The following is a 25,819-nucleotide window of genomic DNA, read 5'->3' as shown; positions in this document are numbered from 1 at the left end:
TAAACTCCAAACTATAAACTCAAACTCAATTATGTACCAGTGTTCCTATCTCTTCTCCCATGATAACTTTCTTGAGGTTACCAACGGTATCCATATCAAACACTACAATGGGAAGATTGTTTTCTTTGCACATGGTAGTGGCGGTTAGATCCATTACTTTGAGCCCCCGATTATAGATTTCATCGTAAGTGATTTCTTTAAATTTGGTGGCTGTTTTATCTTTCTCAGGATCAGCAGTATAGATACCATCTACCCGTGTTCCTTTCAGCATAACGTCGGCTTCTATTTCAATGCCGCGTAATGAAGATCCCGTATCTGTAGTAAAGAAAGGATTACCTGTACCGGCAGACATGATAACAACCTCACCGGCTTCCATATTTTCTATGGCTTTCCATTTGCTGTAAAACTCTCCGATAGGTTCCATACGTACAGCAGTGAGTACACGTGATTTTACTCCGGCCGATCCAAGCGCGGAACTAAGAGCCAGACTGTTGATTACAGTAGCCAACATACCCATTTGGTCGCCCTTCACTCGGTCGAAACCTTTGTCGGCACCGCTTAATCCACGAAAAATATTGCCACCTCCGATTACGATACCGATTTGAACACCCAACTCATGAATCTCTTTAATCTGGTTGGCATATTCAGCCAGACGTTTTTCGTCTATGCCATATTGTTTCTCGCCCATCAGGCTTTCTCCGCTCAATTTCAGAAGAATTCTTTTATACTTTACCATACTTTACAGGTTATTGTCATTTAGTTTATGCAAAAATAGCATCAACTAACCGATTTTACTCAATCTTCATTGAATAAATTTCTACTGTGGCATCTTTTTGATTGCTTTAGAAGATTTTGCCACGGCCGTTACGGGTTTTTGCCACGGCCGCAACAGTATTTTGCTACGGCCGCAACAAGTTTTTGCCACGGCCGTGACAAAACTTTGCCGCAGGCGTGGCAAAAACTGGCATAGGAACCCCCTTCTATTTTACAACAATCTTTTCTATTTTCCGGATAATATCCCCATATACCGATAATCCTTCGATAACGATGGTATAGGTTGTAGGGAAGTCGGAAGTATAGAAGTTGAATTCGGCGTTGCCATCATCTTTGGTGATAATATCCGGTTTCCAATAGATGGTAGTTCGGTAATCCGGAATGTTGTTGATTCTATTTTCATAAGTATCGTATTTGGGGGAGTAAAATTCCATATATTTCTGAAAACCCAGAGGGGTTGTTAATGTTTGATTGGGCATGGTTGCGGTTTGAAGATACCTTCCGGGCTGTATGGTGGTAATGTTGATTACACCATGATCTCCTTCCGGACCAAAGAATGTTGTGTTATTACCTGTAAATATATCAATGCGCTCTACTGTGGAAACGTGAAGTCTTTTCCATCGGGGGACACCTGAGTCATAAGTGCTAAAATCTTGATTGTCAATTCGGATTAATGCCGGCTTCTCGTGGTTTTTAATGTAAACTTTATCTCCGGATACTCCTAATACTCCCGGAGTTGCTATTAATATATCTGCAATACTTTTAGCACCCGAATTTAGTAGTTCATCTTTGCTTATAGATTGGTCTGCTATGGCAGAAAACATAACCTCTTTTCCTTTTCTTTTTGCAGTGATTTTTACTTCATCTAAATGAATGCTTTTTATATATTCCTCATACTGAATACGTTGATTTGCCTTTTGGAGGAAATTACTAACCATTGCAACTGTATCTTTTATTTCGAGTAAAGGAGCCTTATAAGGAATGCTGCTGATATTGGGAAATGTTTCTTTATCGAGAATCAGCTTTGCCTGCTTGCTATCTTTTTTGCTGGTAGCTTGTATGAAATAAACGGTACTGTCTCGTTTTTCCGAATTTGTGGAAAAACGTCCTACGGAGTCTGTGTCTAAGAAACTAAAGTTGAAAGGTGCAGTTAGTACTGTGATTTTAGCATCCTTTAAAGGCGTATTTAATAGAATATGTTTCACTTGCCCCGTAATTTTTTTCTTGCCTTCAAAAGGTATTTCCGGGATTTCGAAGTTTCCTTTTGCTACTTCCGGTATGTTGTACCTTCTCCAGCCGTGCGTCAACATTAAATGATCTAAAGCCAGCGTACGGTTTATGCTGTCGTTTTCAAAATAATATCCGGGGGCATCAATATATCCTTTTAGTTCGGATGTTAACAACAGGCAGCTTAATATAGATTCTGATGTTGTGTTCAGTTGAATATCTTTATCGTCTGTTACTGCTACGGAAATACTTCCTTTTAAAGGTATATTTAAACTATTCTTGATATTTAATTGAATAGAAACCTGTTCTCTTTTAGTATAAGATTTCTTATTGGCTTGGAAGGTGACATCTGCCAATTCCGTGTTCTTGCAAAATACAAGTCGTTCGCTTATTGGGTGCATAGCTGAATCAAAGAGAATAAACTGAATGATGCCGGCAGGAAATATCTTATTGTTAAATTGGATATATGACTTCTTGGTGTCCCAAATATCAAAATAATAAGGCTTACCTTTTATATGGGCTAACAAATAGAGAGTATCATTAGGGTTGATATTTCCTGCATGGTGTTTGCTGATATAAATATGCTCATCTCGCAGGATGCAGGAAAGCGTATGTCCGTTAGATAATGGGGTGGGTAGTTGAAAGCGTTTACTGACTCCCTCCTTATTACTACATTCCAAAAAGTAGTTTCTTCCCGGCAGAGGTGCAAAAGAGAAAGTACCCATTCCTTGATGGAAAGTTTCTGCTTTTGCTATGACTTCTCCTGTAGTACCATCAAGAACTTGCCCATGAATCTCTTCCGGAATTCCTTTTGCATTTAGTGCTTTGAATGCTACTTTACTAAATATGTTTTCCAATAAATTGCCTCCTTCCGGAAAGAAAGAGACTTCATAATCAATAGGATCAGTTTTCTTCTTTTCTTTTTGGGTGGGTGTTTCATTGGTTGCATCTTTAACAGGTGCCTCTCCAATGTAGATTTCTTTCTTGAAGAAGTAATCTTCTCCCAGATTTTCCATGTGGCGAGTGTAAGCACATATAGTGTAATACCCTTTGGATAGTTCTTCTGAAAGTGCAATATTGCCAAAAAATAAACTCTTTCGTGGAGGAAGCATTACTCTTTTGATAACACTTGCTGAAGAGTTAATTAACTCTACATACACAAAACGGCTTCGTTCGCAGTACTCATTTGTAAAAGCATCTGCTGTATACGCTTTAAACCACACTGTATCTCCCGGAATATAATATTCCCTATCGGTATGCAGGTATATTTTTTCTTGCGGATAAAGTGCTAATTGTTTGATTGCGTTTGTTTGAACTTGTTCTTTTAGTTGTTCTATATTTGTTTGAGCATAAGCCTGAAAGCAGGTTAAAATCATCAGACTAAAAAAGGTTCTTATTCTCATTCGTTTTTCATGTAGATAGTTAGTTTGCGTAAATATAAATAAAAAAAGAATAAGTGCGTTGTTTGCCTGAACAATAATGTGTTTAAATTGTCTTCTATAGTAGAACAGGGAACCTATTATTATAGAGATAGATTATCCGAGGTATATATTACAGACTATACAAAAGCGCAGGCTCATTTGCTCAATGTGGTGCAACAATTTTCTTCTCAGGAAGCTAAACTGATTTTGGAAAAGATAGAGAAGGTAAAGAGAGCTACAGATGGGAACTTACCTCCTTGAACGCATATTCCCTCTCGCGTCCTTCGTTATCTTCCAATACGAGTATTCCGGTATCTTTCACAGTTCGGATTCGTGCGTGGAATACACCTTCTTTGTCCGAATACAAATGATACCCCACTCTGCGGAAGAGCGCCCGATGATAGCGAGTATTAATTGCTTCCTTATCACCATTTTTCAGTAATTTATAGTATTCCTGAACCTTTTCCATCACTGAAGCAAGAACTTTCTCTATCGAATGAACTTTCCCGGTGATTTGTTGCAAAGAAACCGGGTTGGGAGCAGGGCTTTGAAACAATTCCTGGTTAATGTTAATACCGATTCCTGCAATACTCTTCTCAATGGTAGAACCTAATAAATCATTTTCGATCAGTATGCCGCAAATCTTTTTGTCCTTCCAATAAATATCATTCGGCCATTTGATGGAAATGTCGGCAGCATAATCTTCTAATGTCTCCTTGATAGCAAGTGAAACCATTTTGGATAATAGAAACTGCTCACGAATTGGCAAGAAGTGGGGGTACATAATGAAGCTGAAAAGTAAATTCTTGCCTGCTTCCGCTTCCCAGGAGTTGCCTCGTTGGCCTTTGCCTGCCGTTTGAAAGTCTGCCATTACTACAGTAAACTCCTCGAGCTGCTCCTTTTGCGAAAGTGTATTCAGGTAGTTGCTGGTAGAATCTGTTTCAGTCAAGTGAATCATATTCCTGCTTTAGTTTTCGGGTAAATTTCTTGATTACTTCTTCGTAAGAGTGATCAATCAATGATTTGATAAGTGCATCATCGGCATCACTATTGAAGGAAACTTGGTTCCAATATTTTTTGTTGAAGTGATAAGCACCCTCAATGGCATTGTATTTCTCGCGCAACTCAATGGCGTATTCAGGATCGCATTTCAGCGATAACTTGTTTGCGCTTTCCAGATCAATCAGTGCAAACATTTTATCCATCACTTTAATTACAAGCGAAGTATCGTCAAAAGGAAATGATTCGGTAGTTCCCTTTTTACTTAGGCAATATTCTCTGGCTGTTTCTATGTTCATAAATTATTGCTAATCTTTTAATTTCTATTGTAATTACTTTTTTGAACCGCAGAGTTACGCAGATTAACGCAGAGTTTTTAATTTATTCTCGTAATAATACTCCGCGTTAATCTGCGTAACTCTGCGGTTTAAAAGTAATACAATTAAGTATTTACCAAATAGGCGGATAAAACGCCTCCTTAATATGTTCTATTTTAAAATTCCCAGCATCACCCACTACCGATATAATATCGAACCGTACAGGGCTATCAATACCAAAGAACTTCATATATGTATCTGCAGCTATTACCGTTCTTCTTATCTTTTGGGCATTAACCGCCTCTTGTGGTAACGAGAACAACGTGCTTTTACGTGTTTTCACTTCAATAACCACCAGCTCGTCGTCTTTGGCGGCTACGATATCCAGCTCCAGATTTCCCTTTCGCCAATTGCGGTGACGAATGGTGTAGTTATGCTCTTTTAAGTACTCAACGGCAGCGTCTTCTCCTGCCTGTCCTAAGTCATTATGCTCTGCCATATATACATTTAGTGTGTTTTTTGCAAATTTACGCTTTTTATTTTTTGATATTCAAGAAGTAAAAGTAATTTTGCGGAAGATATGAAAAAGAGAGATCGGATATGTGCAAAATCATCGTCAACTGAGACAAAAAGACAGTTGAGGATGACTTGTTTACTCAGTGAAGAGGAGCAACGGATTATAGATCGTTATCTGGCTAAATACAAGATATCAAATAAATCCCGTTGGTTTCGCGAAACGATACTCTCTGTAATCCATAAAAGCATGGACGAAGATTATCCCACACTTTTCGAAGAACATGATATGCGCCGCTGATCTATGCTGGATGATGTATACTTTATGAAACAAGCCTTGCTGGAAGCCGACAAAGCCAAAGCAAAAGGAGAAGTGCCGGTGGGTGCTGTGGTGGTTTGCAAAGAACGTATCATTGCCCGCTCTTTCAACCTAACGGAAACACTGACCGATGTAACTGCCCATGCCGAGATGCAAGCCATTACTGCGGCAGCCAATGTACTTGGTGGAAAATACCTGAACGAATGTACTCTTTATGTAACAGTAGAGCCCTGTGTGATGTGCGCCGGAGCCATTGCCTGGTCGCAATTGGGAAAGCTGGTGTTTGGTGCAGCAGACGAAAAAAGAGGATATCAGGCTTATGCACCAGAGGCATTACACCCTAAAACCGTTGTAGTAAGTGGAGTGATGGCAGAGGAATGTGGACAAATAATGAAAGATTTCTTTCGGTCTAAACGTTGATAAAGATTTTAATTCTCTTCTTCTTCTTCTTTAACCTCTTCGAATTCAACATACTCTCCTTCATTATCATCGAATAACTTTTTCTTTTTAGGAGAAGGGTTACTGACTTTTTGTCTGGTTTGCCCTTGAGAACTTCCCGATTGTTGAGAGGAAGATGAAGAACGCCCTCCAAATCCGAATAAAAAACGGAGTATATTACGGATAATGGATAAACCGAATACGAATATAACGAAGATGATGAATAGAAAAGTTAATAATACTCCTCCCATTGAATTAAATGTTTTTTTGTTTTGAATAAATAGAAAACAATAAGTATGCCAGATATAGTTGCAGGCCTACTTCTTTTTATTCGTAATTAATGAAAGTATAATGTACCAAACCATACTTGCTGCGATTCCGCTTATACCCAGAAAGACGATAAGCAGTATGGCAACAACTAAAAAGAGAACACGTATTTTATTTTCCTGCCAGGTGAATGATTTAAATTTAAATGCAAACATCGGGATCTCGGAAACCAACAGCAACGAGAAGATAATCACCAGAATGATTAAGTATATAGCGTTGAATTGTGTAGAAGTTAAGAAAGCATGATTGCCTACCACCAGCGAACTCCAGAAAAAAGCATTAGATGGAGTGTTAAGTCCCACAAAAGATTCTGTTTGGCGTTCATCTATATTGAATTTAGCCAATCTTAAGGCAGAAAATACCGCGATAACAAAAGCGAAATAAGGAACATAAGCACTTATTCCTTCCATGAAAGCAGGGTAATGAACTTCTTTAAATAAACTGAAAATTATAAAAGCAGGGGCAGCGCCGAAGCTGATATCATCGGCCAGTGAATCCAGTTCCTTGCCAATAGCAGAAGGTGCATTCAATACACGGGCCAGCATGCCATCGAGGAAATCGAATATACCGCTGAATATGATAAAAAGAAATGCCAGCGAATAATTCGCTTCAAATGCCATGACACAGGCAATACACCCGGAAAAAAGGTTTAGGCAAGTAATGGTGTTAGGTATATAGCGGGTGATGGTATTGGCCATTTTTATTTAAGTTTTGCGATAACAGTTTGATTACCAGTAGTCAGCTGTCCCATTGTTACATGGACTTCTGTACCTAATGGGAGGTATACATCCACACGAGAACCGAATTTAATGAATCCCATGTGCTCGTCGATATAACATTCTTCGCCTACCTTGGCGTATGTAACAATGCGGCGTGCCATAGCTCCGGCTATCTGGCGTGTCAATACCTCTACTCCTTCGGGAGTCTCAATCACTACAGTAGAACGCTCATTTTCCGTACTGGCTTTTGGGAGCCATGCTTTCAGGAATTTACCATTATGGTGAGCAACCTTTTTCACAACGCCGTCTACGGGATACCAGTTAGCGTGTACATTAACTACACTCATAAAGATGGAGATCATCAAACGACGATCGTGAAAGTACTCATGTTCATCTACTTCTTCGATTACTACAATCTTACCATCGGCAGGAGCAACTACAATCTTCTCTGTGTCTTGCTCAAATACCCGAATGGGGCATCGAAAGAAGTTCACCAACAAAGAGTACAGTACAATACTGGTGGTAGCTATAATATAGAAAGCGATTTTGCATTCGAATGCATAGTATAACATAGCATTCAGTAAGAGTAGTAATAAACAGGAGACTATTAAAAGTTCTGTTCCTTCGTGATGTATTCTAATCTTTCTTAGTTTTTTTAATCGTCTACCCATGTTTTTCCTTTAATGAATTATCGGCAAAAATAGAGCTATTTTAAAAATATAACAAGTAATTAAGGTATAAATGAAGTTTGTTGATAACTTTTAGAGAATAATCTTTGTTAGTCGTGGCGTAGGTAGTAACTTTATGAACTCAAAAAAGAAGGAGCTTCACACTATGCAAGATTTTGTTCATTTACATGTTCACACCCAATATTCTTTGTTAGACGGTCAGGCCAGCGTAAGCGCATTGGTCGATAAAGCGATGAAAAACGGGATGAAGGGAATCGCTGTTACCGATCATGGTAACATGTTTGGAATCAAGGAGTTCTATGACTATGTATCGAAGAAAAACGGGGGTACTAACAAGGCAATTAAAGGGCTGAAAAAGCAAATTGCCGACTTGGAGAAAAACGAAACGGAAGGCGAAGATAAAGAAGCACAATTGGCCGCTCTTCGAACAGAATTGGCAGAAACCGAAGCCAAACTCTTTAAACCCATCATCGGGTGCGAAATGTATGTGGCTCGGAGAACCATGGACAAGAAAGAAGGAAAGACCGATCAAAGCGGATATCACTTAGTGGTGCTTGCTAAAAATAAAACCGGATATCATAACCTTATTAAACTTGTATCCAAAGCTTGGACAGATGGTTATTACATGCGTCCACGTACCGACCGGAATGAATTGGAGAAATATCACGAAGGTTTGATTATTTGTTCCGCCTGTTTAGGAGGAGAAGTACCCAAGCGCATTACCAACGAACAATATGAGGAGGCAGAAGAAGCCATTCAATGGTATAAGAATCTGTTTGGCGACGATTATTACCTGGAACTTCAACGCCATAGAGCCACCGTTCCGAATGCCAACCATGAAGCTTATCCATTGCAGCAGCATGTCAACAAGCACCTGATAGAACTTGCCAAAAAGCACAACGTAAAGTTGATCTGTTCCAACGACGTGCATTTTGTGAACGAAGAACATGCCGAGGCGCACGACCGCTTAATCTGTCTTAGTACAGGAAAAGATTTGGACGACCCCAAACGTATGTATTATACCAAGCAGGAGTGGATGAAGACCCGCGAAGAAATGAATGAACTCTTTGCGGATGTTCCCGAAGCACTGTCCAATACAACCGAAATTTGCGATAAAGTAGAATACTATACTATTGATAATCCGCCTATCATGCCCCAGTACGAGATTCCCGAAGAATTTGGTACGGAAGAAGAGTACAGGCAAAAATATACGGAAGAAGATATATTCAATGAATTTACCCGCGATGAAAACGGGCAGGTAGTATTGAGCGAAGCCGATGCACATGCCAAGATCAGCAGTTTGGGAGGCTACGAAAAACTATACCGTATCAAATTGGAAGGTGATTATCTGGCTAAATTAACTTTTGACAAGGCTAAGAGCAAATATGGCGATCCGTTAGAACCCGAAGTGAAAGAACGTTTGGTTTTCGAACTTCACATTATGAAAACAATGGGTTTCCCCGGCTACTTCTTAATTGTACAGGATTTCATTGCCGCCGCACGTAATATGGGCGTTTCCGTAGGTCCCGGGCGTGGATCTGCTGCCGGTTCTGCCGTGGCTTATTGTTTGGGAATTACATTGATTGACCCAATTAAATACGATTTGCTGTTTGAACGTTTCCTTAATCCCGACCGTATCTCTTTGCCCGATATTGATATCGACTTCGATGATGATGGTAGAGGGGAAGTTTTGCGTTGGGTAACAGAAAAATATGGATATGAGAAAGTAGCTCATATCATTACGTATGGCACGATGGCTACCAAGATGTCTTTGAAAGACGTAGCCCGCGTACAGAAATTGCCATTATCGGAGTCTGACAGGTTAACCAAGCTGGTGCCCGACCGAATACCCGATAAAAAAGTAAATCTGCAAAACGCCATTGATTATGTGCCGGAATTGCAAGCCGCCGAAGCATCTCCCGATCCTTTAGTCAGAGATACCATTAAGTATGCCAAGATACTGGAAGGGAATGTGCGTGGTACAGGTGTACATGCCTGTGGTATCATTATTTGTCGAGACGATATCACCGATTGGGTACCCGTAAGTACCGCCGACGATAAAGAAACCGGAGAGAAAATGCTGGTAACCCAGTATGAAGGCTCCGTGATTGAAGATACCGGACTGATTAAGATGGACTTCTTGGGACTAAAGACTTTGTCCATCATTAAAGAAGCGGTTGAGAATATCCGTTTGCGTACCGGAGAAACCATTGATATGGAGAACATCTCCATTGAAGACCCCGCCACTTATCAATTATATAGTGAAGGGAGAACAGTGGGAACATTCCAGTTTGAGTCTGCCGGGATGCAGAAATACCTGCGGGAGTTGCAACCTTCTACCTTCGAAGACTTGATTGCGATGAACGCGCTTTATCGCCCGGGACCTATGGATTATATTCCCGACTTTATTGAACGTAAGCACGGTCGGAAGCCTATTATCTATGATATTCCGGTTATGGAAACCTACCTGAAAGATACTTATGGAATTACGGTATATCAGGAACAGGTCATGCTTTTGTCTCGTCTGTTGGGTAACTTCACTCGTGGAGAGTCTGATGCCCTGCGTAAAGCTATGGGTAAGAAGCTGCGTGATAAGCTGGATCAGATGAAGCCCAAATTTATCGAAGGTGGAAAATCGAATGGGCACGACCCAAAAGTATTGGAAAAGATCTGGGCCGACTGGGAAAAGTTTGCTTCTTATGCGTTTAACAAATCACATGCTACTTGCTATTCTTGGGTAGCTTATCAAACGGCTTACCTGAAGGCCAATTATCCGGCCGAATATATGGCTGCCGTTATGAGTCGAAATATTTCGAACATTACGGAAATCACTAAGTTCATGGACGAGTGTAAGTCTATGAACATGGAAGTGTTGGGGCCGGATGTGAATGAAAGTAACCTGAAATTTACTGTTAATAAAGAAGGAAACATTCGCTTCGGATTAGGAGCCGTGAAAGGAGTAGGAGAGAATGCAGTACAATGTATTGTAGATGAACGCCGTGAGAATGGTCCTTTTAAAGGTATCTTCGATTTTGTGCAACGCGTCAACCTGAATGCCTGCAATAAAAAGAATATGGAAAACCTGGCTTTGGCCGGAGCTTTCGATAGTTTCCCCGAGATGAAAAGAGAGCAGTATTTTGCTGCCAATTCCAAAGGAGATGTCTTTCTTGAAACACTGATGCGGTATGGAAATAAGTACCAAACAGATAAATCTGTAGCTGCCAACTCTCTTTTTGGAGGTGAAAATGTGATAGATGTGGCTACTCCCGAAATACCACAGGCAGAGCGTTGGAACGATCTGGAAAGATTGAATAAAGAAAGAGAATTAATTGGTATCTACCTCTCTGCCCATCCGTTGGATGAATATGAAATTGTGCTTGAGCATGTGTGCAACACTAAAATGATTGAACTTGCCGACAGAAGTGCGCTGGAAACCAGAGACATCACCATGGGAGGCATTGTGATAGGTGTGCGTCAGGGGATATCTAAAAAAGGAAGTCCGTACGGAATTGCCCGTGTGGAAGATTACTCCGGTTCGGCCGAGCTGGCATTCTTTGGGCAGGATTGGATTAACTTCCAGAACTATATGCAGGAAGGTCGCTTTTTGTTTATGCGAGCCAAATGCCAACCCAAACAGTGGAATGCCAATGAAATGGAAATTAAAGTAGGTTCTATTGAATTGCTTTCCGATGTGAAAGAAAAACTGATTGAAAAGATAACCATCACCATTCCACTGCCTTCTTTAAATACAGCACTTGTAGCCGATTTAGCTTCCATAATACAGAGCTCTCCGGGCAATGCCGAACTCTGTTTCAGGATACAAGATCCGGACGACCATCAAGGGGGGACTATTGACTTTGTGTCACGTCCGGTGAAGCTTTCTGTAGGAAATGAGCTTGTTTCTTACTTAAAAGAGCATTCGGAACTTGAATATCGTATAAATTGATTATCTTTGTATAGAATATAGTAACATAGAATACTAACCTAAAAATAGAAATTGATATGGCATTAGAAATTACCGACAGCAATGTAGAAGGTTTATTGAATGAAGGAAAATTAGTTGTTATCGACTTTTGGGCTCCATGGTGTGGACCTTGTAAGCAAGTAGGTCCTGTAATTGAAGAATTAGCAGCGGAATACGAAGGAAAAGCAATCATCGGCAAATGTGATATTGACGAAAACCCCGATCTTCCGGCTACTTATGGCATCCGTAATATCCCTACTGTACTTTTTATTAAAAATGGCGAAGTAGTGGATAAGCAAGTAGGTGCTGCTGCAAAGAATGTGTATAAAGGAAAAATAGACTCTTTAGTATAAGTAAGATAAAGGAGTGAATCCTTTAGTAACTAAAAAAACAGATAGTTTTATGGGACAGGAAGAAGACTTTTTACTAAATGATGCCGATGACGAAAAGACCATCGAGTACATCAAGAACTATTTGCCCCAGGAATTGAAAGAGAAGTTCACCAATGATGAATTTTGCTACTTCCTGGATCTAATGGACGAATATTATGCAGAAAGTGGTATACTGGACGCCGAACCTGACGAAGAGGGATATGTGAATCTCGATTTGGAACAAGTGGTTGAATATATCGTTAATGAAGCAAAAAAGGACGAAATGGGTGAATATGATCCGGAAGAAATCTTGTTCATTGTACAAGGAGAAATGGAATACGGAAACTCCTTAGGACAGATAGACTAAGGTCCTGTAAAACTCGAAAATAAATGGAAGCCCGGCTGAAAAGTCGGGCTTTATTTATAGTGTACTGCCAACTATTTCCTCATAATCAGTCAATCTGGTACATTTCTGAATTTTCTTCTTTACTTTTCTGTCTAATTCCGGATAAGGGTATTCCCAGAACGTTTTCATTTTGTTGAGAAGTTGCGCATCTCCACCTTCGATGCGATTGCGATAATGTTCATACACATATTGGTGCATTCGATTCATCTTTTCTTTGAACTCTTCAACAGTAAGTTGTTTACCCTCCTTGTATTCCAGTGCCAGCGCGGGATTGGTTAATAGGCCTCTGCCGATCATTACTCCCGAAAGTTTAGGGTAATGTTGCTGTATTCTCTGAATATCTTCAATACATTTAATATCTCCATTGTAGATTAATGGATGATTGCATTGCTCATAAAACAAGCCAAATCCTTTTAGGTCAACCTCCCCTTTGTATTGCTGAATCCCCAGTCGAGGGTGCAGGGTGATGTGTTTTAAAGGTATGTCGTTCAATATCGGAAGCAAGTTTATACTTTCTTCGGCCGAATGTAAACCTAATCTCATTTTAACGGAGAACCGGATGTCTGGAAATTGCTGCACAGTACATAGCAGTTCTTTCACTTGCTCCGGATAAGGTAGAAGCCCCGAACCCTTTTTCTTCTTAACAATTAAGGGAAAAGGACAACCCAGATTGATATCAATCTCTCGATATCCATTTTCTATAAAGAGAGTAACAATCCTTTTCATTTCCTCCGGTTCTGCGGCAATTAGTTGAGGAACCGGGGAAGATATTTTATTGTTCTCGGGTATTATATCTTTGAGGTCTTTGTTTCTGAATTCTCCCTTCTCTATTCTCACAAAAGGAGTATAATAATGATCTATACCACCAAGGCTAAATGCATGTGCATGGCGATAGATGGCATCTGTATATCCCTGTAATGGAGCAAAATGAATAGGGAGAGTGATGTAATGCATGGGTGTGGTGGTATTAAAACGATACCCACTTTACCACAAAATACCCCCCAACCAACAGCCATAAAAACAAGATAAAGGCTAATAGGAAAGGTTTAGCACCTGCCTCTTTGAATTTCTTTAAGTGAGTTTCCATCCCTAAGGCAGTCATAGCCATGGTGAGTAAGAATGTATCTATATAATTGATGCCATCCACTACAACTTGCGGCAAAAGATTCAACGAATTAAAACCAATGACGGCAATGAAGCCGAATGCAAACCAGGGCACCGCTATTTTGATGCTACTTTGGCCGCCGCCTGCTGTTCGCTTGGCCTGTTGAGCAATGATGAGTGCGAAGATTAACAAAACAGGAGCCAGAAAGATTACCCGGATCATTTTTACAATGATAGCTACTTCGGATATGCTTTCGCCCATTGCATTTCCTGCTCCAACTACATGCGCTACCTCGTGCACGGTGGCACCGGTATAGAGTCCCCATTGCTGGGCGTTAAGGTCGAGCCATCCGTTTCTGTAAAGTATGGGGTATAAGAACATCGAGATGGTGCCGAAAATAACAACAGTAGATACCGCAATCGCTGTTTTATGAGGCTTGTTATTCAATACCGGTTCCATACCTAAAATAGCGGCTGCACCACATATTGCGCTACCGGTACTGGTAAGCAGGGATATTTCCTTATCTATCTTTAGAAGCTTACCTAATAAAAGCCCAAGAATTAATACACTTGCAATAATGATAACATCCACTACGATAGCCGAAAGACCTACTGATATCACATTCTGAAAAGTAAGCCTGAAACCATATAAAATGATAGCGAGCCGCAAAAGCTTCTTAGATGAAAAAGTGATACCGGGAAGCCACTCATCGGGCATATTCTTTTTTAATGTATTTCCATAAATCATCCCGATAATGATACCGATAATCAGTGGACTGAAGGATAGGTATTGCAATGCCTTAAAATCTGAAATATAAAATGCAGCGCAGGCAAATAAAGCCACAAACAGTACACCATGAATGGTGTTTGCTTTCTTTTTAGTCATGTTCTTTCTTTTAGCTCACAAAGCTAAGCATTATATATGAATATGTTATCGTGTTTATACATTTTTGTATTATCGGCTGATTCCTGTTTCGTAGACAAATCACCTTCTGTTTTTGATAAGTGTTCAGAAATAATTCATACTTCAGCAATCACCCCGATAGGGGTGAGATGTGCATAACCCCGGGTCAGCGAAGCGCAGCCCGGGGCTGGCAAGTCACCACACGCAGACTCAACCACATAATAGATTTGACGAGTGTAACAAATGTTACAGATTATGTCTCCATATCACTGTATGTTTGCAAAAGAATAATTGGAGAAGATTAATGAGAAGAAAGACTGTAAGAAATAAATAACTATGTAACTTCCTTTACTTCACAATTACTTTATGCGTAATTACACTTTAGCCATAGTTTGTCCGAAATTAGATAGTGACAAAGAAACTCAAGTGTTTAAAAAAGCTGATATGATAGACGAGGTGCAGGGAACAGACATTAAACAAAGTTCCCGTAAAAAAGTTATTATATAATATACAAAGAGAAATAATAGAAGAAAACTGATTACTAACAAATTAAAATTAAAGAAAAGATGAACATGTTTTGCTATCAATGTCAGGAAACAGCACAAAACAAAGGTTGTACTTTGAAAGGTGTATGCGGAAAAACTTCCGATGTGGCTAACTTGCAGGATTTATTGATATTCCTGTTAAAGGGTATTTCTTGTTATACAGTAGAAATGCGTAAAAAAGGGGTTGAGGTATCGGCAAAGACCAATCACTTTGTGATGGAGTCGCTCTTTATGACAATAACCAATGCCAATTTCGATAAAGAGCGTTTTGTAACTCGCATTCAGGAAGCTATCGCCTTACGCGATAAGCTTGCTGCAGAGGCGGGAAGCATCACTGTCGATTGCGATTGTATGACTTGGCGAGGAAATACGTTGGAAGAAATGGAGGCAAAGGCTGCTATGGTTGGAGTTCTTAAAACAGAAAACGAAGACATACGTTCTTTACGTGAATTGCTCAAATATGGATTAAAAGGGATGGCCGCATACGCAGAACATGCTGTTAATCTGGGCTTTGACGATGATGCTATCCAAACCTTTATACAAGAATCCTTGGTGGCTACCACTCAGGAGCTTTCTGTAGATGAGTTAACAGCATTGGTTCTTAAATGTGGAGAATACGGTGTAAAAACAATGGCTCTACTCGATAAGGCTAATACTTCTACTTATGGCAACCCGGAAATAACCAAAGTAAATATCGGTGTCCGTAATAATCCGGCTATATTGATATCCGGGCATGACTTGCGCGATATGCAAGACTTATTGGAACAAACCGAAGGTACAGGTGTAGACGTTTATACACACAGCGAAATGCTTCCGGCTCATTATTATCCCGCATTTAAGAAGTACAAGCACTTCGCAGGTAACTATGGTAGTGCATGGTGGCGTCAGAATGAAGATTTTGAATCATTCAACGGTGTTATCCTATTTACCACTAACTGCATCGTACCTCCCCGTTCCACCTCTACTTATTCCGACCGGGTTTATACCACAGGTGCTTCCGGGTTTAGCGGATTCGCACATATTGAAGACCGCAAAGAAGGACAAGCGAAAGACTTCTCCAAGCTGATTGAACATGCCAAACGCTGCAAAGCCCCTACCGAAATTGAGACGGGAGAGATCATCGGAGGTTTTGCTCATGAACAGGTATTTGCGTTGGCAGATAAGGTAGTTGATGCCGTAAAATCGGGTGCTATCCGTAAATTCTTCGTAATGGCAGGTTGCGACGGACGTATGAAGAATCGCAACTACTATACGGAGTTTGCCGATAAACTTCCAAAAGACACGATTATCCTTACAGCAGGATGTGCCAAATACCGTTACAACAAACTACCATTGGGTGATATAGGTGGAATTCCACGTGTATTGGATGCCGGACAATGTAACGATAGCTATTCGTTGGCGTTGATAGCTTTGAAACTGAAAGAAGTATTTGAACTGAATGATGTAAATGAACTTCCGATAGCTTATAATATTGCCTGGTATGAACAGAAGGCAGTAATTGTTCTTCTGGCTCTGCTTTCTTTAGGAGTGAAGAATATCCACTTAGGGCCTACACTGCCTGCATTCCTTTCGCCGAATGTTGCCAAAGTGCTAATCGACAATTTTGGTATTAGAGGAATTACCACGGTAGATGAGGATATGAAGATTTTTTTAGGATAATCAATTAAATACTCTATACTTGAAGTTGAAGAATCCTCTTGAAGGCTTTCCTTTGGGAGGATTTTTCTTCAATGGGTAAACTAATACCTGGTAGGCTGTGTTATCTAATAAAGAACTAAAAGATACGGATATGAAAAAGAATGTTTTCGTATTCTTATTTTGGATTTTCGTCTACTTTTTAATTTTCGTAATTACTATTTCTCTACATTCGCACACCCTATATTGATGGACTGAAATTAGAATTCTAAATAAAATATACCGGTGGCAGAGCAAAAAGATAATCACGAAATACTGTACAAGCTGTTGATAGACAGAAAGTACAGAGCTTTAAGGCATATTATATTAGTCTTTGTGTTGTTGAGTATTGCACTGAATTATGCAATTCCTTATGATTATTTCGAGGTTTGTACTGCTCCATTATTTATTTGTTATGCTGCCGGTATATTTTTCACCTATCTGTTACCGAGTTATTTCAATCTTTATTTCCTTATGCCTCGGTATCTGCTAACGAAAAGATACTTAACTTATTTCCTCTTATTGGCGCTGCTTATTTTTATTATTCTTATCCTTCAGTTTTATCTGGAAAATAGGGCTTATGCTGCCATGGAGATTGATCCGGAACCTACCTATAACTTTAACAATAACTATGTACTGATACTTGATTTGTTCGGTAATTATTTTCTCTGTTTCATCGCCTTTACCGGTTGCTCGGTTACCCTCCTGCTGCGTTATTGGATCACAGATAATCAGCGTGCCAAACAATTAGAGAAAGAACACCTCAAAACCGAAGTGGAGCATTTGAAACAGCAAGTGAATCCTGGTTTTTTATATAACACTTTACATCGTATTGCTCAGATAGGTGAAACGAATACGACAGAGGCATCTGTTACCTTAATGAAGTTCAGCAAACTGCTTCGTTATCAACTCTATGACAGCAATCGCAACGAAGTTTTCCTCAGTTCGGAAATACTATTTGTGAGCGATTACCTCAAATTAGAACAATTATACAACAAACAGTTGAGTTATGAGATTAATACACAAGGTGATATATCTTGCACACTTGTTCCGCCTTTGCTCTTTACTCCATTTATCCAATTGTTGATAAGTGGAATAGAACATCCGGACAAATATGCAAATCTATCTTTGACTTTCAACGTAGATGAAGAGAAACTCCTTTTTACCTGTGTAACAGATTTACCTATCGAGAGCCATAATGAGTCTTTCATCACCATCAGGCAGCGCCTTGATTTTCTATTTGGAAAGACCTATTCATTGCAAGTGCTTCCTCCTCCCTTTATTATTCCCGATGGGCATATCATTGCTCTAACCCTTTATTTTAATGAAGAAGTATGAAGAAGCCTGAGGCATGAATTGTATTATTGTAGATGACGAACCACTTGCCCGGCGTGCTGTGGAGATATTGATTGAAGAAACCGGAGAGCTTACTCTTTTGGGTATGTTCAATAGTGCGGCTTCTGCTGCCCGTTTTATGAACGAGAACCCTGTGGATCTTGTTTTTCTGGATATCCAGATGCCTAAAATGACGGGCTTGGAGTTTGCCCGCTCTTTGTCGGATCGTACCCTTGTGATTTTCACCACTGCTTATACTGAGTATGCTGCCGAAAGTTATGATATCGACGTTATTGATTATCTCGTAAAGCCCATTGAACTACCACGCTTCCAAAAGGCTGTAAACAAAGCAATTTCTTATCATTCTCTTTTGCTTGAAGGGGGAGATAAGAAAGATAATATAGAAACCATAGAGGATGATTTCCTTTTCATTAAATGCGATCGGAAGTTTTTCAAGGTAGAGTACAAAGACATATTGTTTATTGAAGGATTGAAAGATTATTCGATTATTCAATGTGATAACCAACGCCTGATTGCTCGCATGAACCTCAAAAATATATACGAGGAATTACCTTCGGACACTTTTCTGCGAGTGAGTAAATCATATATTATTAATATGGAACATATTCACTCCTTTGACAACAATAGTGTGTACATCAAAGGAAATGAAATTCTGATTGGGAATAACTTCAGAGAGTTGTTTATGGAAAAGGTATTGAGGAAAAAGAAGCGATTGTAAGAGCCTGTTATTAAATGTCTTTCAATCTTAAATGAAGAATAGGAAATGGTTTGCCCATTCCGTCTGTTTCATCTCGTGAAACTACTTCAAATCCCATTTTATAGTAAAAGCCAACAGCTTGTTCGTTTTGTTCATTTACATCTACGCTATCTATGCCCAGTTGTGTGGTGGCGTAATTTACCAAATATTTCCCCAACCCCTTACCTCGCTGATCGGGGTGAATGAAGAGCATCTCCAGGTTATTTTCGGCAATGCCCATAAAGGCGATAATGGCGCCTTCTTCATCTTTCAGACAGTAAAGATTGACGTTTTTAAGATACTCATTAAGAACCAATGGTCTGAAGAAAGCAATATCTTCTTCGGATAGAAAGGTGTGAGTAGCACGTACGGAAGCTTCCCACACAGTTGTGATTTCAGCGAAGTCGTTGGAAGAGGGACGATGTAGTTTCATGATTTATATTGATATAATAACGCTATAACTTTTCTATTTCTTCCCAAAGATAGTTTATTTTTATTCACTGAACTATACTATTCGTATAGATGGTGCACATGGATTTGATACCGGACAACTCTTTCGAGAGTATTTCTGATTATGTTGTATACAAAAAGGTTGTGAAGTGATTCCTATTTAAACTCCTGATGGATTATATCTCTTTTGTATGCCTTCATTCCTATGCGTGCTGTTTCTGCATAGTGTTCTCCAAGGTTTGTTACTGAGCGAACAAATAGCCCTGCCATTATGATAATGGCAAGTATACCCAGAATATTCTTTATCGTTTTCTTTCGGGATAGATAGCCCAAGATGGAAAAGATTAGAAATTCCAATAATAATACCATTGCATTCAACATTCGTTTGTAGTACTCGGATGTATGCAATAGATGTTCAATCTTACTTTTGTATAGCTGCTCGGAAGTGTCGAATAGTTCATATTGTTGAATGTGAATTACACTATCCTTGCTTATCGTTACAGGGGATGGCGCATGTTGGTAGTCTACACCCAACCATTTGAGTTGATAAGCCTCGTAGGCTTTGTTGGCAGCAGTGTCGGGCAGTTGAATAAGTAGTTTGCTGCATTCTTCTCTCAATTCGCCACATTGATTTTTGAGTGAATCCAAGCGAAAATACAGATCGTTTTTAGTGCATAGTTTTAGAATGTGGTTTTTGAAATCGGGGTATTCTAAGGGTTTGTCGTCTACCGCAAGAAAAGGACGGCCATTTTTAACTTCCCAAAGTATCTTCATTGCATCTGTTTGAAAGCGGGGCTGAATGTCGAGATCAAACCAATAAATAGCGGCAGCCAAAGGAAAGAAACACAACAATCCAATACCAAACTTCCTAAAAATACCTATTGCCTTTATGTTTGCCGGCAGATTTCTAAAGGATATGAATGTAGCCAATGCTGTGGAAATGCACAATGCTGCGGGAATTATTCCCAGAGCTATACATGCGCATAGTTTAGCAAGTGTTTTAAATGGTGTGGAGTTAGCTATAAACAAATCTATATAACGGTTGCCAACTCCCAAAGCACTGAGGATGAGTACTAGAAAGAAGGTAATAATAAAGTATTTCCAAAAACGGCGGGTGAAGATATCTTTCATAAATGTGTTGGTTGAATTTAAACAGGCTGCAAAGATATAGTAATAGTTTATATAGAACACATTTTCTCTGCTTTTATGATTGCAATTTACTTCTGGATTTACCACAAGATTGTCTAAGGCATACTACTAGCAAGTCTTAGGGAAACCTGCGGTAAGTCCAGGAGGATTTTCCTTGCTAAGTATCCAATTGTCGAAGTTTGATTAGGGTAAAAGTGGTGCGCATAATTAGCTTTTCTATCTCCTCCAAAGATAATCCTGTTAGTTCTTGAGTTGTTTGTAAAGGAATTGAATTTATTAATATTCGTTTTGTTCTTGTCTTCGCTCTTTCCTCGCTCGCCCTTTACACAACTCATGGTTTAACTTAGAACAGAGAGGGATGCCTAATAGTAACCTAAAGGGCCAAGCGAAAGCCCAGGTCGTAGTAGTGAGAGTTGGGAGTGTTGAGGTCGCGAAACGAAACACGACAATACTTCGCATCGTAGTACCAGCTACCGCCGCGATTCACCCGGAAATCACTTGTATCAGAACCTTTAGGATTAGTTTGTGCATTGCTACTGTAAGCACCATACCAGTCGGCACACCATTCCCATACATTTCCACTCATATCATAAATACCCAATTCGTTCGGGCTTTTGGTGCCTACGGCGTGAGTAGTGTTGTTGCTATTATCTGTATACCAACCAACATTAGAGACACTGTGACTACCGCTGTATTTATATCCTTGGCTTTTGTTTCCTCCGCGAGCTGCATATTCCCATTCTAAACCCGAAATCGGTATAGGGGTTAATGTGTTTTTCTATGAGTCTTCGCCTCCCATGACTTTAGTTTATTATAACTTTTCTATTTCCCCAAAAGATAATCCTGTTAGTTCTTGAATTGTTTGTAATGGAATTGAATTGGATTTCATTTTGCGGGCAACTTCAAGAACGCCTTCTGTTCGTCCCTTTTCAAGCCCTTCTGCCAAGCCTTTCTCAATTCCTTCCGCCAATCCTTCCGCTCGTCCTTTATTCAGCGATGTTTCCATTACACTGTACCAATCGCGGAAATTCTTCAAACTATCTTCGTACTCTACCAACTCCTGGCGGTTGAAGCGAGCTATTTCGGCCGCTTCGAACAGGCGAGTAAATATGCGTTCTTGCAAGGCAGCCGGTCGTTCCATCAATCTGGAGAGGTTGCGGAGTACAAACATCCATTTGTCGAACATATTTTCCAACTCATGTTCTGTTTTGTTGAACTTGGGCATTTCCAGGTAAATGAGTGTTAGTTTATCATAGAACACTTCCTGAGAGCCCATATCTACCAACTTTACTTCGTGGTGAAAATAATCGTTGTTTTTATTGTCGAATGCGAAGTTAAGTATGCCAACAGTGTATACAGCTTTCAACTCATAATTCCAACTTCTGCCTTTCATAGCTTGTTCGCGAATGGGGAATGTGGTGTAAAATATGCTACGATCTTTAAAGAACTGCTGTTCTCCTTTTTGCATCTCTACCAAGAACTTCTCTCCCTGTTCGTTTTCGCAATAAACGTCGAATACGGCGCGTCGGTCGGCTTCCAATGTACCAAGTTGCTCGGCATTGAGATAGGTTACATCCTTAATAACCTGTCCGTCGGGCAACAACGAATTCAGGAAACTGATTAACAAATCCTTGTTAAGTTCGGTTCCAAACAGCTTTTTAAACCCGAAATCGGTATAGGGATTAATGTATTTTTCTATGAGTCCTTCGCTTCCCATGACTTTAGTTTATTATAACTTTTCTATTTCCCCCAAAGATAATCCTGTTAGTTCTTGAATTGTTTGTAAAGGAATTGAATTGGATTTCATTTTGCGGGCAACTTCAAGAACGCCTTCTGTTCGTCCCTTTTCAAGCCCTTCTGCCAAGCCCTTTTCAAGCCCTTCCGCCAAGCCCTTCTCAATTCCTTCCGCCAATCCTTCCGCTCGTCCTTTATTCAGCGATGTTTCCATTACACTGTACCAATCGCGAAAATTCTTCAAACTGTCTTCGTACTCTACCAACTCCTGGCGGTTGAAGCGAGCTATTTCGGCCGCTTCGAACAGGCGGGTAAATATGCGTTCTTGCAAGGCAGCCGGACGTTCCATCAATCTGGAGAGGTTGCGGAGTACAAACATCCATTTGTCGAACATGTTTTCCAACTCATGTTCTGTTTTGTTGAACTTGGGCATTTCCAGGTAAATGAGTGTTAGTTTATCATAGAACACTTCCTGAGAGCCCATATCTACCAACTTTACTTCGTGGTGAAAGTAATCGTTGTTTTTATTATCGAATGCGAAGTTAAGTATACCAACAGTGTACACTGCTTTCAACTCATAATTCCAACTTCTGCCTTTCATAGCTTGTTCGCGAATGGGGAATGTGGTGTAAAATATGCTACGGTCTTTAAAGAATTGTTGTTCGCCTTTTTGCATCTCTACCAAGAACTTCTCCCCCTGTTCGTTTTCGCAATAAACGTCGAATACGGCGCGTCGGTCGGCTTCCAATGTACCAAGTTGCTCGGCATTGAGGTAGGTTACATCTTTAATAACCTGTCCGTCGGGCAACAACGAATTCAGAAAACTGATTAACAAATCCTTGTTAAGTTCGGTTCCAAACAGCTTTTTAAACCCGAAATCGGTATAGGGGTTAATGTATTTTTCTATGAGTCCTTCGCTTCCCATGACTTTAGTTGTTAGTTGCGACAACAAACTTACATGAAATTCGGCAGATTTTCAAGAGCTATAATAAAGATTTAACAGCTTATTCCGCTTGTAACCAATGAATCATACGTAAAAACAGAAGGAAATGCACTACCTTTGTATCATAAAGCATAATTGAATATATTTAGATGAGCAGAATTACATTCGAAGATATAAAACATTCAGAGGAAATAAGAACCTATATAAAACAAGCAGATGCCTCTCTTGAAGCATTGGGATATACAGAGCATAGTTTTGCACATACCACGAAGTGTGCCGAAGTAGCCGGAAATCTTTTGGAAGACTTGGGTTATGATCCTCATGAAGTAGAATTAGCAAGAATCGCTGCCTTTATGCACGATATAGGCAATGTGGTAAACCGGGTAGATCATGCACAGAGTGGAGCTATCATGGCTTTCCGCTTGTTAGATAAAATGGGTATGGACCCTAAAGATACCGCCGCTGTTATTACTGCCATTGGTAATCATGATGAGGCTACCGCTTATCCTGTGAACGCCGTGGCTGCAGCTCTTATCATTGCAGATAAAACGGATGTACGTCGTAGTCGCGTTCGTAGTCTGGAAACCATACAAACAGATATTCACGATCGGGTGAACTATGCCGTAGAGAAAGCAGATATAAGTTTAAACATAGAGGCAAAAACAATTACGCTTTGCCTTACCATTGATACCGAAATCTGTTCCGTGATGGATTATTTTGAGATATTCCTGGGGCGTATGTTATTGTCTCGCAAAGCAGCCGAGTTTCTGGGGCTAAAGTTTAAGCTGAATATAAATAATAGTATGATGCTGTAAAGAAGATTGAGATATGAAAACATTTAAACAAAATCTAACCGCATTAGCCACCCTGCTATTAATAGGAGCCTCTTGTTCGGAAGTAGCTCCACCCGAAAAACTTGAGCCAACCCCCACAAAGCATCAACAAGCATGGCAGGAGTTAGAGTACTATATGTTTGTTCATTACGGTCCTAATACATTTACCAATGTGGAGTGGGGAGATGGTAGCGAAGACCCCAAGGTCTTCAATCCCACACACCTTGATACCGATCAATGGGCATCTGTCGCTAAAGCCGCTGGTATGAAAGGCATTATCATTACTGCAAAACACCACGATGGTTTTTGTTTGTGGCCCAGTAAATATAGCACACATACAGTGCGCGAAAGCTCATGGAAAGATGGGAAAGGAGATTTGCTGAAAGAGTTGTCGGAATCATGCAAAAAACATGGATTGCTGTTTGGCGTATACCTTTCTCCCTGGGATAGAAACCATCCGGCTTACGGTACCTCCGAATATAATCAGATATTTGCTAATACTCTTGATGAGGTATTGTCGGGTTATGGACACGTATTCGAGCAATGGTTCGATGGTGCAACCGATGGAACCTCGAAGCAAGTTTACGATTGGGATTTGTATCATGAAACTGTATATAACCATCAGCCGCACGCCATTATATTCAGTGATATAGGTCCGGGGTGTCGTTGGATGGGTAACGAAAGGGGATACATGGGAGAAACCAACTGGTCGAAGATGGATGTTGAAGGTTTTACTCCGGGACATGGCGCCCCCAACGCAACAATTCTGAATGAAGGACAAGCAAATGGTGCCAAGTGGATACCTGCGGAAGTAGATGTTTCTATTCGTTCGGGATGGTTTTATAGCCCCGAAACAGACGATAAAGTAAAATCGGCAGAGCGCTTGATGGATATTTATTATTCGTCGGTGGGAAGAAATGCCAACCTCTTACTGAATGTACCACCCGACAGAAGAGGGCGGATACATCCCACAGATTCGGCAAGACTTATGGAGTTCAAAGAGTTGAGAGACATCTCTTTTGCCAATAATCTGGCTAAAGGTGCAACCATTATTGCAGATAATGTAAGAGGAAACAGTAAAGCTTATGCGCCTGCAAATCTTTTGGATGGAAACAAAAACAGTTATTGGACTACAGACGATGGCATTACCTCGGCAGCAATAGAGGTTACATTGAATGGTGAGAAAACGTTTAACCGCATTTTGTTGCAAGAGTACATTCCGTTGGGACAGCGAATTAGTAAATTCAATATAAAAGTTTGGAATCAGCAGACTCAAGAATGGGATGAAGTAAAGCAGGCAACAACAGTTGGTTATAAACGTATATTAAGAATCCCGTTGGTTACTACAAGCAAAATAAGAATTGAAATTGCCGAATCATTGTCTGTGCCTGTTCTTTGCAATCTGGAGATATTCAATAGTCCCGAAATACCTTCTTTTGATACCGGAAAATTTGAGAAGAAAGCATTAGGAAAAGAAGAAGCAATTGTGGTTAGCCTAAGCAAAGAAACTACATTGACCGGTTTCTCATTTATACCTTACCCATCGGAACGGGTATCGACTGTTCAGCGTTACGACTTCTATATAAGTACAGACGGAAAGCAATGGGAGAAGGTAATAAGCAATGGTATATTTAATAATATAAAGAATAACCCTATACAGCAGGATGTTCGCTTTGAGAAGAACATAAAGGCATCATATATTAAATTGCAACCAACGCAGCTAACTGGTGATGCAAAAGAGTATGTTTATTCATCATTGAAGGCGTTAATAGCTGATTAAAGTAAAACTTTCTTCTCTTTTTGTAGACCCGGATGTATGAGGCTTGTGCACCCGGGTCTACCTGTATTTTACACCCGGATGTACCCGAATGATACACCCGGGTGTAGAAAAACTTTATCTAATTAGT

The 25,819-nt window shown here is 40.0% G+C and carries 26 protein-coding genes; 11 read left to right on the top strand and 15 right to left on the bottom strand.

The features are described from left to right. Positions 1–25: 25 nt before the first annotated feature. The gene (pyrH, locus tag D0T60_RS14485) at positions 26–736 is read right to left on the bottom strand and encodes a UMP kinase (protein WP_163218823.1); all 711 of its coding nucleotides are present in this window, start codon (positions 734–736) and stop codon (positions 26–28) included. A 244-nt stretch (positions 737–980) separates the two neighbouring features. Continuing rightward, positions 981–3,404, bottom strand: coding sequence for a Plug domain-containing protein (locus D0T60_RS14480; protein ID WP_163218822.1), 2,424 nt, complete (start codon positions 3,402–3,404; stop codon positions 981–983). 87 nt (positions 3,405–3,491) lie between these two features. Between D0T60_RS14480 and D0T60_RS14475 the strand changes: the two genes are divergently transcribed. Further along, positions 3,492–3,683, top strand: coding sequence for a hypothetical protein (locus D0T60_RS14475; RefSeq protein ID WP_163218821.1), 192 nt, complete (start codon positions 3,492–3,494; stop codon positions 3,681–3,683). Here D0T60_RS14475 and D0T60_RS14470 read toward each other — a convergent pair. The 3 genes from D0T60_RS14470 to D0T60_RS14460 form a co-directional block, all read right to left on the bottom strand. Further along, entirely contained in the window at positions 3,658–4,380 is a 723-nt protein-coding gene (locus D0T60_RS14470; protein WP_163218820.1) for a biotin--[acetyl-CoA-carboxylase] ligase, read from the bottom strand. The genes D0T60_RS14475 and D0T60_RS14470 overlap by 26 nt on opposite strands. Continuing rightward, positions 4,364–4,720: an MmcQ/YjbR family DNA-binding protein gene (locus tag D0T60_RS14465; protein WP_163218819.1), complete on the bottom strand. Its 357-nt coding sequence runs from the start codon at positions 4,718–4,720 to the stop codon at positions 4,364–4,366. The genes D0T60_RS14470 and D0T60_RS14465 overlap by 17 nt, the downstream gene beginning before the upstream one ends. Before the next feature lie 151 nt (positions 4,721–4,871). Further along, a complete protein-coding gene (locus D0T60_RS14460; protein ID WP_163218818.1) occupies positions 4,872–5,237 on the bottom strand; it encodes a YraN family protein in 366 nt (121 codons plus the stop codon). Between the two features lie 81 nt (positions 5,238–5,318). Between D0T60_RS14460 and D0T60_RS14455 the strand changes: the two genes are divergently transcribed. After that, on the top strand, positions 5,319–5,552 hold the full coding sequence (locus D0T60_RS14455; protein ID WP_163218817.1) for a hypothetical protein: 234 nt from the start codon (positions 5,319–5,321) through the stop codon (positions 5,550–5,552). Positions 5,553–5,555: 3 nt separating this feature from the next. Further along, complete coding sequence (locus tag D0T60_RS14450; protein WP_163218816.1) at positions 5,556–5,990, top strand: nucleoside deaminase; 435 nt, start codon at positions 5,556–5,558, stop codon at positions 5,988–5,990. Positions 5,991–5,998: 8 nt separating this feature from the next. Here D0T60_RS14450 and D0T60_RS14445 read toward each other — a convergent pair whose 3' ends face one another. The 3 genes from D0T60_RS14445 to D0T60_RS14435 all read right to left on the bottom strand — a co-directional run bounded on the left by D0T60_RS14445 (position 5,999) and on the right by D0T60_RS14435 (position 7,725). Continuing rightward, positions 5,999–6,259: a DUF4834 family protein gene (locus D0T60_RS14445; RefSeq protein WP_163218815.1), complete on the bottom strand. Its 261-nt coding sequence runs from the start codon at positions 6,257–6,259 to the stop codon at positions 5,999–6,001. A 66-nt stretch (positions 6,260–6,325) separates the two neighbouring features. Next, positions 6,326–7,033, bottom strand: coding sequence for a CDP-diacylglycerol--serine O-phosphatidyltransferase (pssA, locus tag D0T60_RS14440; RefSeq protein WP_163218814.1), 708 nt, complete (start codon positions 7,031–7,033; stop codon positions 6,326–6,328). 2 nt (positions 7,034–7,035) lie between these two features. Further along, on the bottom strand, positions 7,036–7,725 hold the full coding sequence (locus tag D0T60_RS14435; protein WP_163218813.1) for a phosphatidylserine decarboxylase family protein: 690 nt from the start codon (positions 7,723–7,725) through the stop codon (positions 7,036–7,038). Between the two features lie 163 nt (positions 7,726–7,888). On the opposite strand from D0T60_RS14435, the gene dnaE reads away from it, so the two are divergent. Genes dnaE through D0T60_RS14420 form a run of 3 tightly spaced genes read left to right on the top strand, consistent with a single transcriptional unit; the run spans position 7,889 to position 12,445 of the window. Further along, positions 7,889–11,689 carry a DNA polymerase III subunit alpha gene (gene dnaE / locus D0T60_RS14430; protein WP_163218852.1) on the top strand — a complete coding sequence of 1,267 codons (3,801 nt, stop codon included), beginning with the start codon at positions 7,889–7,891 and terminating at the stop codon, positions 11,687–11,689. A gap of 56 nt (positions 11,690–11,745) precedes the next feature. Then, positions 11,746–12,060, top strand: coding sequence for a thioredoxin (gene trxA, locus D0T60_RS14425; protein WP_163218812.1), 315 nt, complete (start codon positions 11,746–11,748; stop codon positions 12,058–12,060). 49 nt (positions 12,061–12,109) lie between these two features. Beyond that, positions 12,110–12,445: a hypothetical protein gene (locus D0T60_RS14420; protein ID WP_163218811.1), complete on the top strand. Its 336-nt coding sequence runs from the start codon at positions 12,110–12,112 to the stop codon at positions 12,443–12,445. Between the two features lie 54 nt (positions 12,446–12,499). Here the strand turns inward: D0T60_RS14420 and D0T60_RS14415 are convergent, their stop codons facing one another. After that, complete coding sequence (locus D0T60_RS14415; RefSeq protein ID WP_163218810.1) at positions 12,500–13,438, bottom strand: tRNA-dihydrouridine synthase family protein; 939 nt, start codon at positions 13,436–13,438, stop codon at positions 12,500–12,502. Between the two features lie 13 nt (positions 13,439–13,451). Beyond that, on the bottom strand, positions 13,452–14,474 hold the full coding sequence (locus D0T60_RS14410; protein WP_163218809.1) for a YeiH family protein: 1,023 nt from the start codon (positions 14,472–14,474) through the stop codon (positions 13,452–13,454). 590 nt (positions 14,475–15,064) lie between these two features. Between D0T60_RS14410 and hcp the strand changes: the two genes are divergently transcribed. The 3 genes from hcp (at position 15,065) to D0T60_RS14395 (ending at position 18,785) form a co-directional block, all read left to right on the top strand. Further along, positions 15,065–16,696 (top strand): hydroxylamine reductase, encoded by a 1,632-nt coding sequence (gene hcp, locus D0T60_RS14405; protein WP_203558351.1) that lies wholly within the window; start codon positions 15,065–15,067, stop codon positions 16,694–16,696. A 261-nt stretch (positions 16,697–16,957) separates the two neighbouring features. After that, positions 16,958–18,049, top strand: coding sequence for a histidine kinase (locus D0T60_RS14400; RefSeq protein ID WP_163218807.1), 1,092 nt, complete (start codon positions 16,958–16,960; stop codon positions 18,047–18,049). Positions 18,050–18,062: 13 nt separating this feature from the next. Continuing rightward, positions 18,063–18,785, top strand: a complete 723-nt coding sequence (locus D0T60_RS14395; RefSeq protein WP_163218806.1) for a LytTR family DNA-binding domain-containing protein — start codon at positions 18,063–18,065, stop codon at positions 18,783–18,785. 10 nt (positions 18,786–18,795) lie between these two features. Here the strand turns inward: D0T60_RS14395 and D0T60_RS14390 are convergent, their stop codons facing one another. The 5 genes from D0T60_RS14390 to D0T60_RS14370 all read right to left on the bottom strand — a co-directional run bounded on the left by D0T60_RS14390 (position 18,796) and on the right by D0T60_RS14370 (position 23,061). Next, positions 18,796–19,236, bottom strand: coding sequence for a GNAT family N-acetyltransferase (locus tag D0T60_RS14390; RefSeq protein WP_163218805.1), 441 nt, complete (start codon positions 19,234–19,236; stop codon positions 18,796–18,798). A 173-nt stretch (positions 19,237–19,409) separates the two neighbouring features. Beyond that, positions 19,410–20,384 (bottom strand): LptF/LptG family permease, encoded by a 975-nt coding sequence (locus D0T60_RS14385; RefSeq protein ID WP_163218804.1) that lies wholly within the window; start codon positions 20,382–20,384, stop codon positions 19,410–19,412. Between the two features lie 391 nt (positions 20,385–20,775). After that, positions 20,776–21,156, bottom strand: coding sequence for a formylglycine-generating enzyme family protein (locus tag D0T60_RS14380; RefSeq protein ID WP_370524630.1), 381 nt, complete (start codon positions 21,154–21,156; stop codon positions 20,776–20,778). Between the two features lie 57 nt (positions 21,157–21,213). Next, complete coding sequence (locus tag D0T60_RS14375; protein ID WP_163218803.1) at positions 21,214–22,119, bottom strand: Rpn family recombination-promoting nuclease/putative transposase; 906 nt, start codon at positions 22,117–22,119, stop codon at positions 21,214–21,216. 12 nt (positions 22,120–22,131) lie between these two features. Continuing rightward, positions 22,132–23,061 carry an Rpn family recombination-promoting nuclease/putative transposase gene (locus D0T60_RS14370; RefSeq protein ID WP_163218802.1) on the bottom strand — a complete coding sequence of 310 codons (930 nt, stop codon included), beginning with the start codon at positions 23,059–23,061 and terminating at the stop codon, positions 22,132–22,134. A 167-nt stretch (positions 23,062–23,228) separates the two neighbouring features. Here D0T60_RS14370 and D0T60_RS14365 point away from each other — a divergent pair, with 167 nt between their 5' ends. Further along, positions 23,229–23,894, top strand: coding sequence for an HD domain-containing protein (locus tag D0T60_RS14365; RefSeq protein WP_163218801.1), 666 nt, complete (start codon positions 23,229–23,231; stop codon positions 23,892–23,894). A 13-nt stretch (positions 23,895–23,907) separates the two neighbouring features. Beyond that, on the top strand, positions 23,908–25,692 hold the full coding sequence (locus tag D0T60_RS14360) for an alpha-L-fucosidase (RefSeq protein ID WP_163218800.1): 1,785 nt from the start codon (positions 23,908–23,910) through the stop codon (positions 25,690–25,692). Positions 25,693–25,819 lie beyond the last annotated feature (127 nt).

It is taken from the genome of Bacteroides sp. 224 (assembly GCF_010500995.1).
Classification (GTDB): Bacteria; Bacteroidota; Bacteroidia; order Bacteroidales; family Bacteroidaceae; genus Bacteroides.
This window is presented reverse-complemented; position numbering and strand designations above follow the sequence as displayed.

Coding starts and splice junctions, on each gene's coding strand:
- pyrH (WP_163218823.1), bottom strand. CDS start 736: ATGGTAAAGTATAAAAGAATTCTTCTGAAATTGAGCGGAGAAAGCCTG.
- D0T60_RS14480 (WP_163218822.1), bottom strand. CDS start 3,404: ATGAGAATAAGAACCTTTTTTAGTCTGATGATTTTAACCTGCTTTCAG.
- D0T60_RS14470 (WP_163218820.1), bottom strand. CDS start 4,380: ATGATTCACTTGACTGAAACAGATTCTACCAGCAACTACCTGAATACA.
- D0T60_RS14465 (WP_163218819.1), bottom strand. CDS start 4,720: ATGAACATAGAAACAGCCAGAGAATATTGCCTAAGTAAAAAGGGAACT.
- D0T60_RS14460 (WP_163218818.1), bottom strand. CDS start 5,237: ATGGCAGAGCATAATGACTTAGGACAGGCAGGAGAAGACGCTGCCGTT.
- D0T60_RS14455 (WP_163218817.1), top strand. CDS start 5,319: ATGAAAAAGAGAGATCGGATATGTGCAAAATCATCGTCAACTGAGACA.
- D0T60_RS14450 (WP_163218816.1), top strand. CDS start 5,556: ATGCTGGATGATGTATACTTTATGAAACAAGCCTTGCTGGAAGCCGAC.
- D0T60_RS14445 (WP_163218815.1), bottom strand. CDS start 6,259: ATGGGAGGAGTATTATTAACTTTTCTATTCATCATCTTCGTTATATTC.
- pssA (WP_163218814.1), bottom strand. CDS start 7,033: ATGGCCAATACCATCACCCGCTATATACCTAACACCATTACTTGCCTA.
- D0T60_RS14435 (WP_163218813.1), bottom strand. CDS start 7,725: ATGGGTAGACGATTAAAAAAACTAAGAAAGATTAGAATACATCACGAA.
- dnaE (WP_163218852.1), top strand. CDS start 7,889: ATGCAAGATTTTGTTCATTTACATGTTCACACCCAATATTCTTTGTTA.
- trxA (WP_163218812.1), top strand. CDS start 11,746: ATGGCATTAGAAATTACCGACAGCAATGTAGAAGGTTTATTGAATGAA.
- D0T60_RS14420 (WP_163218811.1), top strand. CDS start 12,110: ATGGGACAGGAAGAAGACTTTTTACTAAATGATGCCGATGACGAAAAG.
- D0T60_RS14415 (WP_163218810.1), bottom strand. CDS start 13,438: ATGCATTACATCACTCTCCCTATTCATTTTGCTCCATTACAGGGATAT.
- D0T60_RS14410 (WP_163218809.1), bottom strand. CDS start 14,474: ATGACTAAAAAGAAAGCAAACACCATTCATGGTGTACTGTTTGTGGCT.
- hcp (WP_203558351.1), top strand. CDS start 15,065: ATGTTTTGCTATCAATGTCAGGAAACAGCACAAAACAAAGGTTGTACT.
- D0T60_RS14395 (WP_163218806.1), top strand. CDS start 18,063: ATGAATTGTATTATTGTAGATGACGAACCACTTGCCCGGCGTGCTGTG.
- D0T60_RS14390 (WP_163218805.1), bottom strand. CDS start 19,236: ATGAAACTACATCGTCCCTCTTCCAACGACTTCGCTGAAATCACAACT.
- D0T60_RS14385 (WP_163218804.1), bottom strand. CDS start 20,384: ATGAAAGATATCTTCACCCGCCGTTTTTGGAAATACTTTATTATTACC.
- D0T60_RS14375 (WP_163218803.1), bottom strand. CDS start 22,119: ATGGGAAGCGAAGGACTCATAGAAAAATACATTAATCCCTATACCGAT.
- D0T60_RS14370 (WP_163218802.1), bottom strand. CDS start 23,061: ATGGGAAGCGAAGGACTCATAGAAAAATACATTAACCCCTATACCGAT.
- D0T60_RS14365 (WP_163218801.1), top strand. CDS start 23,229: ATGAGCAGAATTACATTCGAAGATATAAAACATTCAGAGGAAATAAGA.
- D0T60_RS14360 (WP_163218800.1), top strand. CDS start 23,908: ATGAAAACATTTAAACAAAATCTAACCGCATTAGCCACCCTGCTATTA.